The following is a 15,390-nucleotide window of genomic DNA, read 5'->3' on the forward strand; positions in this document are numbered from 1 at the left end:
ATGGTGAAGTTACTTGTGTTTTTTAAAACTGCCTAGATTTTTAATTTAGGCAGTTTTTTAATATTCTTAGTTATCCATCGCCTTTTGAAACTCTTCAAAAAATAACCCTGCATGGTAGCCATCCCCTAGGGCATGATGTAAATGTAAAGACACACTGATTTGTTTGGTTTGTTGGATTTGTATCATCTTACCAAAAGATATTTTTGGTGAACTATCTGTTTTATCAAAATTTCTAGCATGAGAGATACTACTAAAGTTAATCCAAGGTATACTAGAGAAATGTATAATAGCATCACTATGGGTATGGGGTAGTAAATCCTTGGATTGTTCTACCCTTTGAATCTCTTTTCTTGCAGCAATATAAAACTCTTGGCTCGAATTGGTATAATTCATATAGGCAAATCCAAAGGTTTTATTGGGTCTTAAAATTGTTGGTGAAGCATGAATTTGATCAAATAAATAGACTTTATTATCTAGTATTCTATAACGGAAATTCTCTATGTTATTGGCAACCTGTAGCGCTTTGTATAGATAGTACAGAAAAAATGAAACTCCTTTTTCTTTAGCTCTTTCATAGGCAATAGTACAATCTATCTTGGCAGTTATCCCAAAGAAAGGCTCGTCAAATTCTTTGAAAAATAAGTAGTGCTGTTCTCTATCCCAGTTTTGTATATCGATTAGTTTTTTCATGCATATAAGGGAATTTCTAATTCTATAATAGCTTGTAAAAAAAAAGCTAAATAAAATTTCAAGAAATTAAATCCAGAAATACTATTTAGCTTTTCGTATTAAAAATGTTATTTGTTTTTATCCAATAAATCAGGCCTTCTGTTTTTGGTATGTTCATAGGCTTTATCTTCTCGCCATTTATCAATTTGCGCAAAATTACCACTTAATAAAACCTCTGGCACATCCCAACCTTTGTAAGAAGCTGGTCGGGTGTAGATTGGTGGTGCTAATAAGTCATCTTGGAAGCTATCGGTCAGGGCTGAGGTTTCATTACTTAAAACTCCAGGAATTAAACGTATAATAGCATCACATAGAATCGCGGCACCTAATTCACCACCTGATAACACATAGTCACCAACTGAAATTTCATGGGTTATAAAATGATCTCTTACCCTTTGATCAACTCCTTTGTAATGGCCACATAAAATAATAATGTTCTTTAAAAGAGACATTTTGTTGGCCATTTGTTGGTTTAAAGTTTGCCCATCGGGGCTCATATAAATTACCTGGTCATATTCTCGTTGTTGTTTTAAAGCGGAAATACAACGATCAATAGGTTCAATACTCATTACCATTCCGGCACCTCCCCCAAATTGATAGTCATCTACATTTTTGTGTTTGTTTGTGCTATAATCACGTAGATTGTGAAAATGAACCTCTACCAATCCCTTTGCAATAGCTCTTTTTAAAATGGATGCTTCAAAAGGGCTTTTAATTAATTCAGGTACTACCGAAATGATATCTATACGCATAATCTATGTAAATTTATGCAAATGTACAATGCTATTTTGTAATGCGCAAAATCTATTAACCATCGAATATAAACAGAATGATTTAGCAGATAAATTTAGATTTTTTTTTGGATTATTATTTTGGTGCTCTAAATCAGATGCCGTAGGTTTGCGCTATGAGTTTAAGTAAATCAAACGTTATATTTATGGCCGCGGTAACCGGGGTTATAGTAGCAAATCTATATTATTGTCAACCTTTAATTCCCTTGATAGCAAAACAGTTCGGAATCTCGGTAGATAAAGCAGGTTCTTTAACCTACTTGACTCAAGGTGGGTACGCATTTGGAATTTTTTTAATGATCCCTTTAGGAGATAAATTCGAACGCAAGACACAAATCTTAATAACTACTTTTTTGGCTAGTATTTGTTTAGGGTTAACAGCAATTATCAACAATTTTTTTTGGATGCAAGTTGTTAGTTTTGCCCTGGGTATGTTCTCTGTTGTCCCTCAATTACTCTTGCCCATGGCTGCTAGTTTATCCAGTGTCGAGGACCGTGGTAAAACAATCGGAACGGTGGTTAGTGGTTTATTAATTGGAATATTATTCTCACGTACCATTAGTGGTTTTATAGGTCAGTGGATAGGATACAAAGGCATGTTTGGTATTGCCACTGTAATTGGTTTTTTTATTTGCATTATGATTTATTTTTTATTGCCCTGGGATAAACCTGAGTTTACTGGTAAAATAAAAAATTTATATACCTCTCTTTTTACTTTAATAAAACAAGAGCCTGTTTTACGAGAGGCAACCTTAACCTCGAGTTTGGCTTTTGCTCAGTTTGGAGCTTTTTGGACTACGATGGTATTGCTTTTAAATGGTGCTCCTTTTTATTATGATACGGCTTTAATCGGTTCTTTTGGTATTATAGGAGCTGTTGGCGCATTTGCCGCACCACTGGTTGGTAAATTTGGCTCCAGTGGAGGTGCTAGGAAGCTTATTCAATATGGCATAATTCTAACTTTTTTGAGTTTTGTGGTTTTTGCTTTTTCCAGTAGTTCTTTATTTGGAATTATTGTTGGGATTGTTTTGATTGACTTGGGATTACAGACCATACATGTATCTAATCAAACTAGAATATATGCATTAAACCCCATGGCACGAAACCGAATAAATACTGTCTATATGTCATTTAGTTTCTTAGGAACTGCCTTTGGCTCGGCTTTTGGTTTATATTTGTGGAAGTTTTTTTCTTGGCAGGGAGTTTGCATAGGATGTATGGTTTTAGCTATAATTTCCTATGGAATCTTTCTTTTTTCGAAAAAGAATAGTTAAATTTAAACAAACAATATTTAAAAATATTAAAAAACAGATAGTAATGGAAAACGGTATTTACGCAAAATTTAATACTTCAAAAGGAGAAATTATTGTAAAACTAACAGAAGATAAAACTCCTGGTACTGTTGGTAACTTTGTTGCCTTAGCAGAAGGACAATTAGAAAACACGGCTAAGCCTCAAGGTCAACCATATTATGATGGATTAAAATTCCACCGTGTTATTCCTGATTTTATGATACAAGGAGGTTGCCCTCAAGGACTTGGTTCAGGTGGACCTGGATACAAGTTTGATGATGAGTTTCATCCAGAGTTAACCCATGATGGACCTGGGGTGTTATCTATGGCAAATGCAGGACCTGGAACTAATGGTTCACAATTTTTCATCACTCACGTGGCTACTCCATGGTTAGATGGTAAACATACTGTTTTTGGTAAGGTAGTTAAAGGTCAAGATATCGTTGATGCAATTGCACAAGGAGATCAGATTGAATCTATTGAGATTATCCGTGAAGGTGAGCAAGCAAAGAACTGGAATGCTGTGGAGGCATTTAGAACTTTTGAAGGAGATAGAGCTAAGCGTCTAGCTGGTGCAAGAGCACAGGCTGATCAAGAGGTGGAGAAATACGCGCAAGGTTTTGAAAAGACACCAAGTGGTTTACGTTACCAAATGATTGTTAAAGGAGACGGAAAGCCAGCAGAGAAAGGAAAGACTGTTTCAGTTCACTATAAAGGTGCTTTAGCAGACGGAACAGAGTTTGATAATTCTTATTCTCGTAAAAAGCCGATCGAATTTCCTTTAGGACAAGGTTATGTTATTGAAGGATGGGATGAAGGAATTGCTTTATTAAACGTTGGAGATAAAGCTAGATTTGTTATACCTTCTTATTTAGGATACGGAGAAAATGGAGCAGGTGGAGTTATACCTCCAAATGCAACATTAGTTTTCGATGTAGAGCTAATGGATGTAAAATAATAAAAACTTAGTAAAACTCTCAACAATACTGTTGAGAGTTTTTTTCTTAATATGGTTGTTTATGAAGCAATTATTAATAGATAGTTATAAGCTAATATCTCCCTATGTTCATAATACTCCTATTATGGAGAGTAGACATATTGAAAATTTCTTAGGAAACGATTTATATTTTAAATGTGAGAATTTCCAAAAAGCAGGTTCTTTTAAAATCAGGGGAGCTTTTAATGCTATATTAAAGTTAACTCCTGAGCAAAGACAAAAGGGAGTCATTACCCATTCATCTGGTAACTTTGCTCAAGCTCTTGCTTTGGCAGCAAGAACCCTGGGTGTTAAATGTTACATTGTTATGCCTGATAATGCGCCAGTTGTTAAGCGTAACGCTGTGTTGCGTTATGGTGGGGAAATTCGTCAATGTGTGGCAAGTATAGAATCTAGGGAAAGAATATGCAACCAAGTTATAGAGCAAACCGGTGCTGTTTTTATTCATGCATCCAATCAAATGGATGTTATAATCGGTCAGGCAAGTGTAACCATGGAGCTTTTGGAGTCACAGCCTGATTTAGATGCTATTATTGTACCAGTAGGAGGTGGAGGGCTACTTGCCAGTAGTATTTTAACTAGAGATTATCTAGGCAAGGAAAAAGTGAAGATTTACGGTGGAGAACCCCTAGAGGCCGATGATGCTTATCGTTCGTTACAAATGGGTAGTATTCAAGGAAACCTTACCACCGATACCATGGCCGATGGACTTTGTACAACCTTAGGAGATCTTACCTTTCCTATTATTCAAAAAGGAGTAGAGCAAATAATTCGTGTTCGAGAAAATGAAATAATTAGCGCGATGCGATTAATTTGGGAACGCATGAAAATAGTGGTAGAACCAAGTAGTGCGATTGCTTTATCGGTACTTATTAAAGAGAAATCTTTTTTTAAGGATAAAAAAGTAGGAATAATTTTAACTGGAGGAAACGTTGACTTAGACAATCTTCCCTTTGAAAATCAATAAAAGATTCTTTAAAATAAAGCTTGTATTACTAGGTTAGTTAAAAACAGAACCAAGTTTTACAAGCTTTTTTATTAGTACTTTATACTAAAAGTAATTTTGTTTTATTATACTAAAAGTAATTTTGTTTTATTTTACTAAAAGAAATTTTCTTTTCACCAAAATACAATCCAGCAATTATTAATGCGGCACCAATTATTTGTATGTCACTCAAGGTCTCTCCATGTAAAATTCCCCATATATATGCCACTAATGGCATTAATAAAGAAACCGAGGATGCAAAGGTTGCATTGGTTTGTTGTATGAGTTTATAGTAGTATATATTGGCTAAAGCACTTCCAAAAAAGGCAAGTAAAACAATGTAACCTATACCTTGTAAAGCGCTAGGGTGCTCCCATATGATTTGAAAAAAACCTGTTGATATTAATACTATTAATCCTGGGATTAGTAAAATTAATTCAATAAAGGCAGTCCAAATTATAGCAGGTATGTCGCCCATGTATTTTTGAGTAAGTAACCCACTATAGGCATACATTAAAGTAGCAAGAATAAGTAGGAGGTAGTAGATCCAATTCGAACCAAAATCTTGACTAGAACCTTGGGAGGTTTGTAAAAGCAAAATGACCCCTATAAAAGAGAGTACAACTCCTAGAAACTGACCTGTATGGGTTTTGTATTTAAAAAAAATAGCCCCCAATACAATTACAAATATACTCATTAAAGCATTTAATATACCTGCAATAGAACTATGTAGATGGGTCTCTGCAATTGGAAACAAAAACATAGGGATAAAGCTTCCAGTGATGGCCGTTAAAAAAAGCCAAGGAAAGTTTCGTTTAGGTAATTTTTTGATGTTTTTTAAAGAAATGGGTAATAGGAAAACACCTGCCAAACAAATTCGTAACGCCCCTACTTGTAGTGGGGAGAAATGCTCCAAACCTTTTTTAATTAGTATAAAAGACGAGCCCCAAATTAGCGATAAAAAGATAAGGGTTATCCAATGCTTAGGTTTTATTTTCAAAAGATAATAGTGTTAGGTTTTACAAAAGGTTATAAACAATAAAAGACCGTAAAAATACGGTCTTTTTATAAATAGCTAGATTATATTTAGCTTATCTTTTTCTTGTATCTAAGTCACCAAAATACATTTCTTGGAAACTTTTGTTCACTCCGTGATCAACTCGTTTATGGAAAGTTTTCGGATCAATTTCAGAAGGTTTCTCATATCCACACGCACTAATGAATTCACCTAATGCTTTCATTGTATTGGCATGGAAATTAGCAACACGTTTTCTTTTATCTGTAACGTTGATAGCTTTATATAAAGATTCATCTTGCGTTGCAATACCAACAGGACAGTGTCCACTATCACATTGTAAGGCTTGGATACAACCTAAAGCAAACATCATACCACGTGCACTATAACAAGCATCAGCTCCTAATGATAATGTTTTAGCAATATCAAAGGCAGAGATGATTCTTCCCGAGGCAATAAGTTTTACTTTATCTCTAAGACCGTTTTCAATTAATGCTTTGTTTACAAAAACTAGCGCATCATTTAAAGCCATTCCCATGTAGTCGATAAACTCTAAAGGAGCTGCTCCAGTTCCTCCTTCTGCACCATCAACGGTAATAAAGTCAGGGTAGATTCCAGTTTCAACCATTGCTTTTACAATGTTCATAAACTCATCTTTTCTACCAATACATATTTTAAAACCTACAGGCTTACCGTTAGATAATTTACGTAATTTATCTATAAAATGTATTAATTCAGTTGGACTTGAGAAAGCCGAGTGACCAGATGGTGAGTGTACTGTTGTATGAGGTACAATACTTCTGATTTTAGCAATTTCTTCTGTGTTTTTTTCAGCAGGTAATAATCCTCCATGTCCAGGTTTGGCTCCTTGAGAAAGTTTTAACTCAATCATTTTTACCTCTGGATAGTTGGCTCTTTCTTTAAATAGATCAGCATCAAAGAAGCCTTTCTCATTACGACAACCAAAGTACCCAGTACCTATTTGCCAGATTAAATCTCCTCCCGAACGGTGGTAACTACTAATTCCACCTTCTCCTGTGTTATGGGCAAATCCACCTATTTTAGCTCCTTCGTTTAAAGCTGTAATAGCTTTTTTACTTAAAGCTCCATAACTCATAGCACTAATATTATAAATACTCGCGCTATATGGTTGTGAACATAAATCACTTCCGATTGTAGTTCTAAAGTTAGTGTCTTTTACGTTTTTTGGGTAAACCGAGTGAGAAGCCCACTCATAACCAATACGATTAGCATCGTCTTGCATACCAAAAGAAACAGTTTGTTTCTCGTTCTTAGCTCTTTGGTATACAATAGAACGCTCACGTCTATTGAAAGGTTTTCCATCTAATTCACCTTCCCAGAAATATTGTCTCATTTCAGGTCGAATTGACTCGAACATATATCTAAAGCGAGCAAATAATGGGTAGTTTTTACGAATTGTATGTTTTGTCTGGCTTAAATCCTGTAGTACTAAAAGCATGATAAACCCGGAGATTACTACATTGACTATGCTAGCTACAGATTGATAAAGAACAATGCAAGTAAGGGAGTAAACCAAGTATAGAACTGCTAGAAATACGGTTACTTGACCAAATGTAAATCGATTAAGAAATTTTTTGTGAAACATAAAATAAAATTTAATGTAATCTTTTGTTGTTTTGTGTGTAAAACTTTTAAAACTTTTATTCAATTTGATTAAATCTCCAATGCATACAAAAAGTCTTTTTCCTATAGCTAAATTAGACTGTGTTTTATTGGCGTAAAATCAGCAGCAAAGGTAGTAAAGATTTTGAATTTACCCAGTTTTTGCAATTAATATTTTGGTGCATATTGTCCTGTAAAATAGCATATTGTTAAAATACTGGTTATTTATTTTTAAATATGAGTTTTTAATGCTGTAACACTGATTTTTTTTAAATTTTATTCTTACTTAATTGTTGAATTTTCAAGGTTAAATTTTTGTGATTTATAGATGGTATGCTGGCTAGAGACTAAATAAGCAATCACACAGGCCAGGGCGGTGTAGATACTATTGCTTGTTCCAAAGAGTTCTGCAGCCATAGCAATGCAGGCTAATGGGGTTTTTGTACAGGCGCAAAATACCCCTACAAATCCTATACTAGCAAGCACATCTATAGGTAGGTCAAAAAGTAGGGCCAGGGCGCTTCCCAGGGTAGCACCTATGAAAAATAAAGGTGTTACTTCTCCTCCTTTAAAACCCGAGCCAAGTATAATGGCTGTTAGTACAAGCTTGGTTATAAAAACATCTGGGGAGCTACCTACATAAAAGGATTCTTGAATAGTTGGTATTCCTAGCCCCAGGTAAATATCAGTCTTTAAAAACAAGACAAGAATTATAAAGACAATAGCTCCTAAAAAAGGATGCATATATTTTTTTTTGAGATACTTATTTAAGGAATTCGATACAAAATCGGTGGTTAAAATAAACACAATACCTGTTAAACCAAAACAAACACCTGCTAAGCCAACCCAAAGGGTGTTACTTAGGTTGTAATCTAAAAAGTGGGTAACTTGATACGCACTGTGTTTGACTTGTGTTAAATGACATACATAATTGGCTAGAAAACCAGTAAAGAAAATAGGTATAGCTTTTTTGTATTGCAATTTACCCACAATCATAATTTCCATGGCAAATAAACCTCCAGCTAGTGGTGTTCCAAAGACTGCTGAAAAACCACCGCTTATTCCCAAGAGTACAAGAAGTTTTTTTTGCTCCGGGGTCAAAGAAAAAATCTTTGAGAATTGTTCCGAGATACTTGCTCCTATTTGTAAAGCCGTACCTTCTCTACCTGCTGAACCTCCAAACAAGTGGGTAACTAATGTACCAAATAAAACAAAAATACCCATTTTTATTGGGACAGTATTTTGTGCGTTATGATAGTCTTGGATTAAAAGATTGTTTCCTTTATTGGCAACTCCTCCTTTGTAATAATACAATAATCCTACAACAAGACCGGCTAAAGGAAGTAGGTATAAAAGCCAGGGGTTTTGTTGTCTTAATTGGGTTACAAACTCTAGGCTATATAAGAAAAATGCACAAACCAATCCTATGGGTACAGCTATTAAAAAGCATATTAGCATCCATTTTGCTAAATTTAGGGTATATTTTTTTATACCTTGATAATAAGATTGATTCGGAAGTTTCTCAAGCATCGATTTCCCTTATATTAATAGGTTGCTTTAAAGTTTTATGGTTTGTTTTAAAAAGTAGTCTTAATCAAAAAAAGTCTACTTAAAATAAGTAGACTTTTTTTATAATTTGATTAAATATCGTCAAAACTAATATCTGTAAATGAATTTAATTCGTCTTTTGGATATTCCTTTTTAAAATCTTTTTGATGTCTTTCTGAGATAACCTCTTCTCCTTTATTAGCTACTACAAAATCTGTCATTTCGTCTAGAATCTCTCTAAAGGCAGTAAAATCTTCTTTATAAAGGTAGATTTTATGTTTTTTGAAATGAAATGACCCGTCTTCTTCTGTGAATTTTTTACTCTCTGTAATGGTAATGTAATAGTCATCTGCTTTTGTTGCTCTAACATCAAAGAAATAAGTTCTTCTTCCAGCTCTCAGTACTTTTGAGAAAATCTCCTCTTTTTCTAACATTTCGTTATCTCTCATAATTCCTTCTTATCAATTAATTGATTCGTTCATATAGGACTCAAAATTCTAAAAAAAAACTTAATAAACCAACTTTTTATAATAATTCTTTTTCCGAGAGTTGTTTTTGATATAACTCATTGTAATAGCCCGGTTTATCTAGTAGTTGATTATGGGTTCCGCTTTGTATAATTTTACCATTATCAAGTACAATAATATAATCTGCATTTTTAGCAGATGAAACTCGGTGGGTGACCACAAGGGTAGTTATATTCTTACTATGTGTTTCCAAAGAGTTTAAAATAGCCTCTTCGGTTTGGGTATCTACAGCCGATAAGGAGTCATCAAGTATTAAGATAGGTGCTTGTTTTATCAAAGCTCTTGCAATGGATACACGCTGCTTTTGACCTCCGGAAAGGGTTAAACCTCGTTCTCCTAAGATGGTATTATACCCTTTGTCGAATTGTTCAATATTGTGGTGTACTGCAGCTTTTTTTGCAACCTGTTTTATTTGATCTAAAGTAGCCTTATTGTTACCAAAGCGTATATTATTGGCTATTGTGTCACTAAAAAGAAAAGCATCTTGTGGAACAAAAGCAATTGCCTGTCTTAGATCATTTAAATTAAAGGATTTAATTGGTTTATCATCAATTAATATCTCACCTTGAGTAGGGTCATATAATCTGGCAATTAACGATAAGATAGTTGTTTTTCCAGACCCAGTTTTTCCCAGTATAGCTAAGGTTTGTCCTTGTTGAAGTTTGAAACTAATCTGGTCTAAGGCTTTTATACCGGTATCGGGATATGTAAAGCTGACATTTTGAAATTCAATTGAACCTTGTATTGGGGTAGGATGATCAACCGTATTGTAAATAATAGGTTTGGTTTGTAAAAATTCGTTGATTCTTTTTTGTGATGCCTCGGCCTCTTGTATCATCATCGTAACCCATCCTAGGGATGCTATGGGCCAAGTTAACATATTGATATATAGGATAAATTGGGCTATAATTCCAATATCGGGTATCGTTCCGTTGAAATATAATAACGATCCTACAAGAATTACTACTAAATTACTTATTCCTATTAAAAATATTAAAAGCGGTCCGATTAGGGCGCTAGTTTTTGCTAATCTTAAATTTTTAGTTTTACTATCTTTGGCAAGTTCACTAAAATCATGTTCTTTCTCCTTTTCTAAAGAGTAGGCTTTAACCACGCGTATTCCCGAGAACATTTCTTGGCTAAAGGAAGATAAATGGGATAAGTTTTCTTGAAAAGCTTTACTGCGCAAGTTCACTTGTTTACTTAATTTATATATAAAATATCCTAAAAAAGGAACAGGTATAAGTGAGTAAAATGTTAGTTCGGCAGAGATAATATACATTTGGGTAAGTACAACAGCGAAGCGAATAATGGTATTAATGGAATACATCACCGCCGGACCGGCGTATTGTCTTACTTTGCCCACATCCTCACTGATTCGGTTCATTAAATCACCCGTACGATGTGTTTTAAAGAAACTTTGCGACAAACGTTGGTAATGGCTATAGATTTCGTTTTTTAGATCAAACTCAATGTGTCTAGACATTACAATTAAGGTTTGGCGCATTAAAAAAGTAAGAAATCCAGCAATAAGTGTTGTCACTAATATCAAAAAGATATTTTGTGTTAGGGTTGTCACCACCTGGGTTTTATCCTCTGGGGTTAACTGTTCTAAGGTACGAATTGAATCTCCTACTAATTTTGGAGTATATAGGGTGAAAATTTGGGCTACAATAGTTATAATTATACCTATTATAAAGCGGGTTTTATATTTTAAAAAATATTTATTTAAATGACTAAGTGCATTCATAGATAATATATAGACAATAGGGTATTAAAACGAGACTCGTTATAAGGCTCTTGCTAAAAGCAAAGATACTGTATTATAAGCAAAGCGGAATTTGTTATAGATTAATTATTTACTAAAAATATCGTTAAATATAAATTCATTGCATCTTTTTGGTTTGATTAAAATTATATTTTCTTACCTTTGCCCTGTTAAATAAACGACATTCATTTATCTAAAAAGTTCTTAAGTAGCATGTTAAACAGAAGACACATTCGTATAAAGGTTATGCAAACTCTTTATATGATGCAACAAAGTAACTCTGACAATATCCAAAGCGGAGAGAAGTTTCTAATTGATAGTATAGAAAATCTACAGGATTTATATCTATTAGTAATCAGTAGCTTGGTGGAGGTTAGAAAAAAAGAAGCTGAGTTATTATCCCTAGGCCAAAAGAAACATTTAGCTACTGCGCAAGAACGAAATCCAAATAACAGATTTATCGACAATAAAGTTCTCAATATTCTTGAGGAATCTGTTTCTATTACTTCAAAAGTACAGGAGAATAAGTTAAACCACTGGCAAATCAACTACACCTACATCAATTTGTTATTAGAACAAATCAAACAAAGTGAGATTTATAATCACTACATGAGCAAACCAACATGTAGTTTTGAAGATGATCGTAAATTTGTATGTGATGTATTTACAAATATTGTAGCACCTGATGAAAAAATTTATGCTTTTTTCGAAGATACAAAATTAACATGGGTGGATGATCTACCAGTTGTTAATACGATGATTCAAAAGCAACTACGACAAATCAAAGAACAGGATACACAAATTTTTGTACCGCGTTTGTATAAAGATGTTGATGATCGTGAGTTTGCAATAAGCTTGTATCGAAAAACGATTTTGAATTACCAAGAATTAACCAAGGAGTTTGAAGATAAAACTCCAAATTGGGATCCAGAGCGTATTGCTGAATTAGATACCATCATACTTCGTATGGCTATTTGTGAGATGTTACGCTTTAGTTCAATTCCTGTTAAAGTAACAATTAATGAATATTTAGAGGTTGCAAAGGAGTATTCTACGCCAAAAAGTAGTATTTTTATCAACGGAGTATTAGATAATATATCCAAAGCTTATAGCCAAGAAGGTAAAATAAGCAAAATAGGTAAAGGTTTACTATAATTAATAATTATGAAAAAAAGTTTATTATTAGTTTTTTGTGCAACTTTAGCATTGGTGTCTTGTAAAGATAATACACAGGCGTCAAGTAAAATTGACACACAAAACGCACAATTAGTTGAACAAGAATCTTCTAAGCCAAAATTATATCCTAAGATTGAATTCACAAAGACAAGTCATGATTTTGGAGATGTAGCTAACAACCAAGCTGTATTTACAGAGTTTGAATTAAAGAACGTTGGACAAAGTGAGTTGATTATTATAGATGCATCAGCTTCTTGTGGTTGTACGGTTCCAGATTATCAAAAAACACCTATATTACCAGGTGAGACGTCTGTTTTAAAAGTTCGTTTTCAACAAGCACAAGCTGGAATGCAACAAAAAACAGTTAATTTAAGAACTAACACAGAAAAAGGAGAGGAAATATTAGTTATAAAGGCTAATGTTTTACCTAGAAACAATTAAAAAAAACGAAAATAATTTATATATGGAAAGTTTACAACAGTTTTTGCCAATTATTTTAATGTTTGGGGTGATTTATTTTTTAATGATTCGTCCACAACAAAAAAGAGCTAAGAAAGAAAAAGAATTCGAAGCAGCTATTAAAGTGGGGGATCGTATTATTACAAAAAGTGGTCTTCACGGTAAAATTGCTGAATTAAACCAAGATACGATTGTTCTTGAGACTATGGCTGGAAAACTTCTTATAGAGCGCTCAGCTGTTTCTATGGAGATGAGCCAAAGATTAAGTGAGAAAAAATAATTTACAACAAGTAGATATAAAACAAAAAAAGTGAGCTATAGCTCACTTTTTTTGTTTTATACAGGTTCCATTAAAAAATGCTTAGCATTTTTTAGAGGTTATTTTTTTTGTTTAAATTATCCATGAAAATAATCAAATCAACTAATCGGTTAGAATAACCAATTTCATTGTCATACCAACCAACCACTTTAACCATTTTATCTAAAACCGATGTTAATTGAGAATCAAACAAACACGAGGCTGGATTCCCTAAAACATCTACCGATACAATAGGATCTTGGGTGTAGTCTAAAATACCTTTTAGTTGGTTTTGTGCAGCATTGGCAAAGGCTTGATTGATTTGTTGAATGCTAACTTGGTGTTTAACATAACAGGTAATATCTGTTAAAGATCCATCGGGTACAGGAACTCGGATTCCGCCACCGCCTAATTTACCTTCGTATTCAGGGAAAATCTTAGTTAACGCTTTAGCCGCACCTGTTGTTGTGGGTACAATACTTTGGGCTGCACCTCTGGCTCTTCTTAAATCCTTATGAGGTTGGTCATGTAAACTTTGATCGGTTGTATAGGAGTGAACTGTGGTTATATAGGCCTGTTCGATTCCACATAACTCTTGAATAACTTTAATCATCGGAGCTGCATTGTTTGTGGTGCAACTAGCATTGGAAACAATTAAGTCTTGATCGGTTAAGATATCTTGGTTTACTCCAAGAACAATGGTCTTAATTATATTGTCTTCAGGTGGAACCGATAGGATTACTTTTTTAGCACCTTGAACAATATGTTGATATAAAAGCTCACTTGTTTTGCGCTTACCTGTAGCTTCAATAACAAAATCTACCTCTAAGGCTTTCCAAGGTAAATCACTTATTTGACTATGTCTGAAAAAAGCCACGGGATTGTTATCTACAATTATTTGATTCTCTGTAAAAGTGACATCTTTTTTCAATACCCCGTGAATGCTATCGTATTTAAGTAAATGGGACATGGTTCTTGCATCAGCAAGATCATTTATTGCAACTACTTGAATTAAAGGATGATCTAAAAGGATTCGAAATAAATTTCTACCAATTCTACCAAATCCATTGATAGCGACTTTTATTTTTTTCATAAGCCATAGTTTAAAAAAGATGGTCGCCACAGCGACCATATATATCTTATAATAAATGTTTTTGTGCTCGGTAGGAGGAGCGAACTAAGGCTCCACTTTCAACATGTCTAAAGCCTAATTCAAGGCCTATTTTTTCGTATTCTTCAAATTGTTCTGGGGTAATGTAATGTTTAACAGGTAAGTGTTTTTTACTTGGTTGTAAATACTGACCAATGGTTAAAACATCTAGATTTACCTCTCTTAAATCGTGCATGGTTTGAATTACCTCTTCTCTGGTTTCTCCAAGACCTAGCATAATTCCCGATTTAGTACGGTTGATACCTTGTTGTTTTAAATACTTTAATACCTCCAAGCTTCTTTCGTATTTAGCTTGAATTCTAACCTCACGCGTTAATCTTTTAACGGTTTCCATATTATGGGAAACAATCTCAGGATTAACCTGTATTATGCGATCAATGTTTCTATAAATGCCTTGGAAGTCAGGAATTAAAGTTTCCATAGTTGTCCCTGGACTTATTCTTCTTACTGCCTCAACGGTTTCTGCCCAAATAATAGATCCTCCGTCTTTTAAGTCATCTCTGTCCACACTTGTGATTACCGCGTGTTTGATTTGCATTAATTTTATAGAGCGAGCAACTTTCTCTGGTTCATCCCAATCCACGGTCTCTGGACGACCTGTTTTAACACCACAGAATCCACAAGAACGGGTACAAATATTTCCTAAAATCATGAATGTTGCGGTACCTTCTCCCCAACACTCACCCATGTTAGGACAGCTTCCAGAGGTACAAATGGTATGAAGCTTATATTTATCAACTAAACCTCTTAGTTCGGTATATTTTTTTCCTGTAGGAAGTTTTACGCGTAACCACTTTGGTTTGGCTGTTGGCTTAATATTTGAGTCTAAAACAGTTTCCATATTTGTGATTTTCAAAACACAAATATACTTAAAGTATTAATTTTAAACTCCTTTTTAACGGGTAAATGATTTTTATTCTCTTACAGATTGATTTACAGAACAATGTAAAGAGCTTTGCTGGGCGAGGCTTGGGAGTATAAAATAAGTCT

The 15,390-nt window shown here is 34.0% G+C and carries 15 protein-coding genes; 6 read left to right on the forward strand and 9 right to left on the reverse strand.

Features of this window, described 5'->3' with window-relative positions:
- Window positions 1-66: 66 nt before the first annotated feature.
- A complete protein-coding gene (locus tag ACYSNV_RS03635; protein ID WP_461761202.1) occupies window positions 67-690 on the reverse strand; it encodes a CatA-like O-acetyltransferase in 624 nt (207 codons plus the stop codon).
- Between the two features lie 107 nt (window positions 691-797).
- Window positions 798-1,481: a tRNA (guanosine(37)-N1)-methyltransferase TrmD gene (gene trmD / locus ACYSNV_RS03640; protein ID WP_461761203.1), complete on the reverse strand. Its 684-nt coding sequence runs from the start codon at window positions 1,479-1,481 to the stop codon at window positions 798-800.
- Window positions 1,482-1,636: 155 nt separating this feature from the next.
- Between trmD and ACYSNV_RS03645 the strand changes: the two genes are divergently transcribed.
- The 3 genes from ACYSNV_RS03645 (at window position 1,637) to ACYSNV_RS03655 (ending at window position 4,776) form a co-directional block, all read left to right on the forward strand.
- The gene (locus ACYSNV_RS03645) at window positions 1,637-2,794 is read left to right on the forward strand and encodes an MFS transporter (RefSeq protein ID WP_461761204.1); all 1,158 of its coding nucleotides are present in this window, start codon (window positions 1,637-1,639) and stop codon (window positions 2,792-2,794) included.
- Window positions 2,795-2,837: 43 nt separating this feature from the next.
- Window positions 2,838-3,770, forward strand: a complete 933-nt coding sequence (locus tag ACYSNV_RS03650; RefSeq protein WP_461761205.1) for a peptidylprolyl isomerase — start codon at window positions 2,838-2,840, stop codon at window positions 3,768-3,770.
- Between the two features lie 61 nt (window positions 3,771-3,831).
- The gene (locus tag ACYSNV_RS03655; protein WP_461761206.1) at window positions 3,832-4,776 is read left to right on the forward strand and encodes a threonine ammonia-lyase; all 945 of its coding nucleotides are present in this window, start codon (window positions 3,832-3,834) and stop codon (window positions 4,774-4,776) included.
- A 109-nt stretch (window positions 4,777-4,885) separates the two neighbouring features.
- Here ACYSNV_RS03655 and ACYSNV_RS03660 read toward each other — a convergent pair whose 3' ends face one another.
- From ACYSNV_RS03660 to ACYSNV_RS03680, 5 genes are all read right to left on the reverse strand, one after another.
- Window positions 4,886-5,794 (reverse strand): DMT family transporter, encoded by a 909-nt coding sequence (locus tag ACYSNV_RS03660; protein WP_461761207.1) that lies wholly within the window; start codon window positions 5,792-5,794, stop codon window positions 4,886-4,888.
- 91 nt (window positions 5,795-5,885) lie between these two features.
- Window positions 5,886-7,436 carry an FMN-binding glutamate synthase family protein gene (locus ACYSNV_RS03665; protein ID WP_461761208.1) on the reverse strand — a complete coding sequence of 517 codons (1,551 nt, stop codon included), beginning with the start codon at window positions 7,434-7,436 and terminating at the stop codon, window positions 5,886-5,888.
- A gap of 299 nt (window positions 7,437-7,735) precedes the next feature.
- Window positions 7,736-8,983, reverse strand: coding sequence for a chloride channel protein (locus ACYSNV_RS03670; RefSeq protein ID WP_461761209.1), 1,248 nt, complete (start codon window positions 8,981-8,983; stop codon window positions 7,736-7,738).
- A gap of 110 nt (window positions 8,984-9,093) precedes the next feature.
- On the reverse strand, window positions 9,094-9,450 hold the full coding sequence (locus ACYSNV_RS03675) for a PUR family DNA/RNA-binding protein (RefSeq protein ID WP_461761210.1): 357 nt from the start codon (window positions 9,448-9,450) through the stop codon (window positions 9,094-9,096).
- Between the two features lie 76 nt (window positions 9,451-9,526).
- On the reverse strand, window positions 9,527-11,278 hold the full coding sequence (locus ACYSNV_RS03680) for an ABC transporter ATP-binding protein (RefSeq protein ID WP_461761211.1): 1,752 nt from the start codon (window positions 11,276-11,278) through the stop codon (window positions 9,527-9,529).
- 231 nt (window positions 11,279-11,509) lie between these two features.
- On the opposite strand from ACYSNV_RS03680, the gene nusB reads away from it, so the two are divergent.
- From nusB to yajC, 3 genes are read left to right on the forward strand one after another with little or no spacing between them, the layout of a single operon-like run.
- A complete protein-coding gene (gene nusB, locus ACYSNV_RS03685; RefSeq protein WP_461761212.1) occupies window positions 11,510-12,451 on the forward strand; it encodes a transcription antitermination factor NusB in 942 nt (313 codons plus the stop codon).
- A gap of 9 nt (window positions 12,452-12,460) precedes the next feature.
- Window positions 12,461-12,913 (forward strand): DUF1573 domain-containing protein, encoded by a 453-nt coding sequence (locus tag ACYSNV_RS03690; RefSeq protein WP_461761213.1) that lies wholly within the window; start codon window positions 12,461-12,463, stop codon window positions 12,911-12,913.
- Between the two features lie 22 nt (window positions 12,914-12,935).
- On the forward strand, window positions 12,936-13,211 hold the full coding sequence (yajC, locus tag ACYSNV_RS03695; protein WP_461761214.1) for a preprotein translocase subunit YajC: 276 nt from the start codon (window positions 12,936-12,938) through the stop codon (window positions 13,209-13,211).
- A 91-nt stretch (window positions 13,212-13,302) separates the two neighbouring features.
- Here yajC and gap read toward each other — a convergent pair whose 3' ends face one another.
- Window positions 13,303-14,322 (reverse strand): type I glyceraldehyde-3-phosphate dehydrogenase, encoded by a 1,020-nt coding sequence (gene gap, locus ACYSNV_RS03700; RefSeq protein ID WP_461761215.1) that lies wholly within the window; start codon window positions 14,320-14,322, stop codon window positions 13,303-13,305.
- A gap of 46 nt (window positions 14,323-14,368) precedes the next feature.
- Window positions 14,369-15,241: a lipoyl synthase gene (lipA, locus tag ACYSNV_RS03705; protein ID WP_461761216.1), complete on the reverse strand. Its 873-nt coding sequence runs from the start codon at window positions 15,239-15,241 to the stop codon at window positions 14,369-14,371.
- Between the last annotated feature and the right edge of the window lie 149 nt (window positions 15,242-15,390).

This window comes from Myroides sp. LJL119 (assembly GCF_054871605.1).

Excerpts from the sequence above, each read along its gene's own strand:
- ACYSNV_RS03635 (WP_461761202.1), bottom strand. The coding sequence starts at position 690 with ATGAAAAAACTAATCGATATACAAAACTGGGATAGAGAACAGCACTAC.
- trmD (WP_461761203.1), bottom strand. The coding sequence starts at position 1,481 with ATGCGTATAGATATCATTTCGGTAGTACCTGAATTAATTAAAAGCCCT.
- ACYSNV_RS03645 (WP_461761204.1), top strand. The coding sequence starts at position 1,637 with ATGAGTTTAAGTAAATCAAACGTTATATTTATGGCCGCGGTAACCGGG.
- ACYSNV_RS03650 (WP_461761205.1), top strand. The coding sequence starts at position 2,838 with ATGGAAAACGGTATTTACGCAAAATTTAATACTTCAAAAGGAGAAATT.
- ACYSNV_RS03655 (WP_461761206.1), top strand. The coding sequence starts at position 3,832 with ATGAAGCAATTATTAATAGATAGTTATAAGCTAATATCTCCCTATGTT.
- ACYSNV_RS03665 (WP_461761208.1), bottom strand. The coding sequence starts at position 7,436 with ATGTTTCACAAAAAATTTCTTAATCGATTTACATTTGGTCAAGTAACC.
- ACYSNV_RS03670 (WP_461761209.1), bottom strand. The coding sequence starts at position 8,983 with ATGCTTGAGAAACTTCCGAATCAATCTTATTATCAAGGTATAAAAAAA.
- ACYSNV_RS03675 (WP_461761210.1), bottom strand. The coding sequence starts at position 9,450 with ATGAGAGATAACGAAATGTTAGAAAAAGAGGAGATTTTCTCAAAAGTA.
- ACYSNV_RS03680 (WP_461761211.1), bottom strand. The coding sequence starts at position 11,278 with ATGAATGCACTTAGTCATTTAAATAAATATTTTTTAAAATATAAAACC.
- nusB (WP_461761212.1), top strand. The coding sequence starts at position 11,510 with ATGTTAAACAGAAGACACATTCGTATAAAGGTTATGCAAACTCTTTAT.
- ACYSNV_RS03690 (WP_461761213.1), top strand. The coding sequence starts at position 12,461 with ATGAAAAAAAGTTTATTATTAGTTTTTTGTGCAACTTTAGCATTGGTG.
- yajC (WP_461761214.1), top strand. The coding sequence starts at position 12,936 with ATGGAAAGTTTACAACAGTTTTTGCCAATTATTTTAATGTTTGGGGTG.
- gap (WP_461761215.1), bottom strand. The coding sequence starts at position 14,322 with ATGAAAAAAATAAAAGTCGCTATCAATGGATTTGGTAGAATTGGTAGA.
- lipA (WP_461761216.1), bottom strand. The coding sequence starts at position 15,241 with ATGGAAACTGTTTTAGACTCAAATATTAAGCCAACAGCCAAACCAAAG.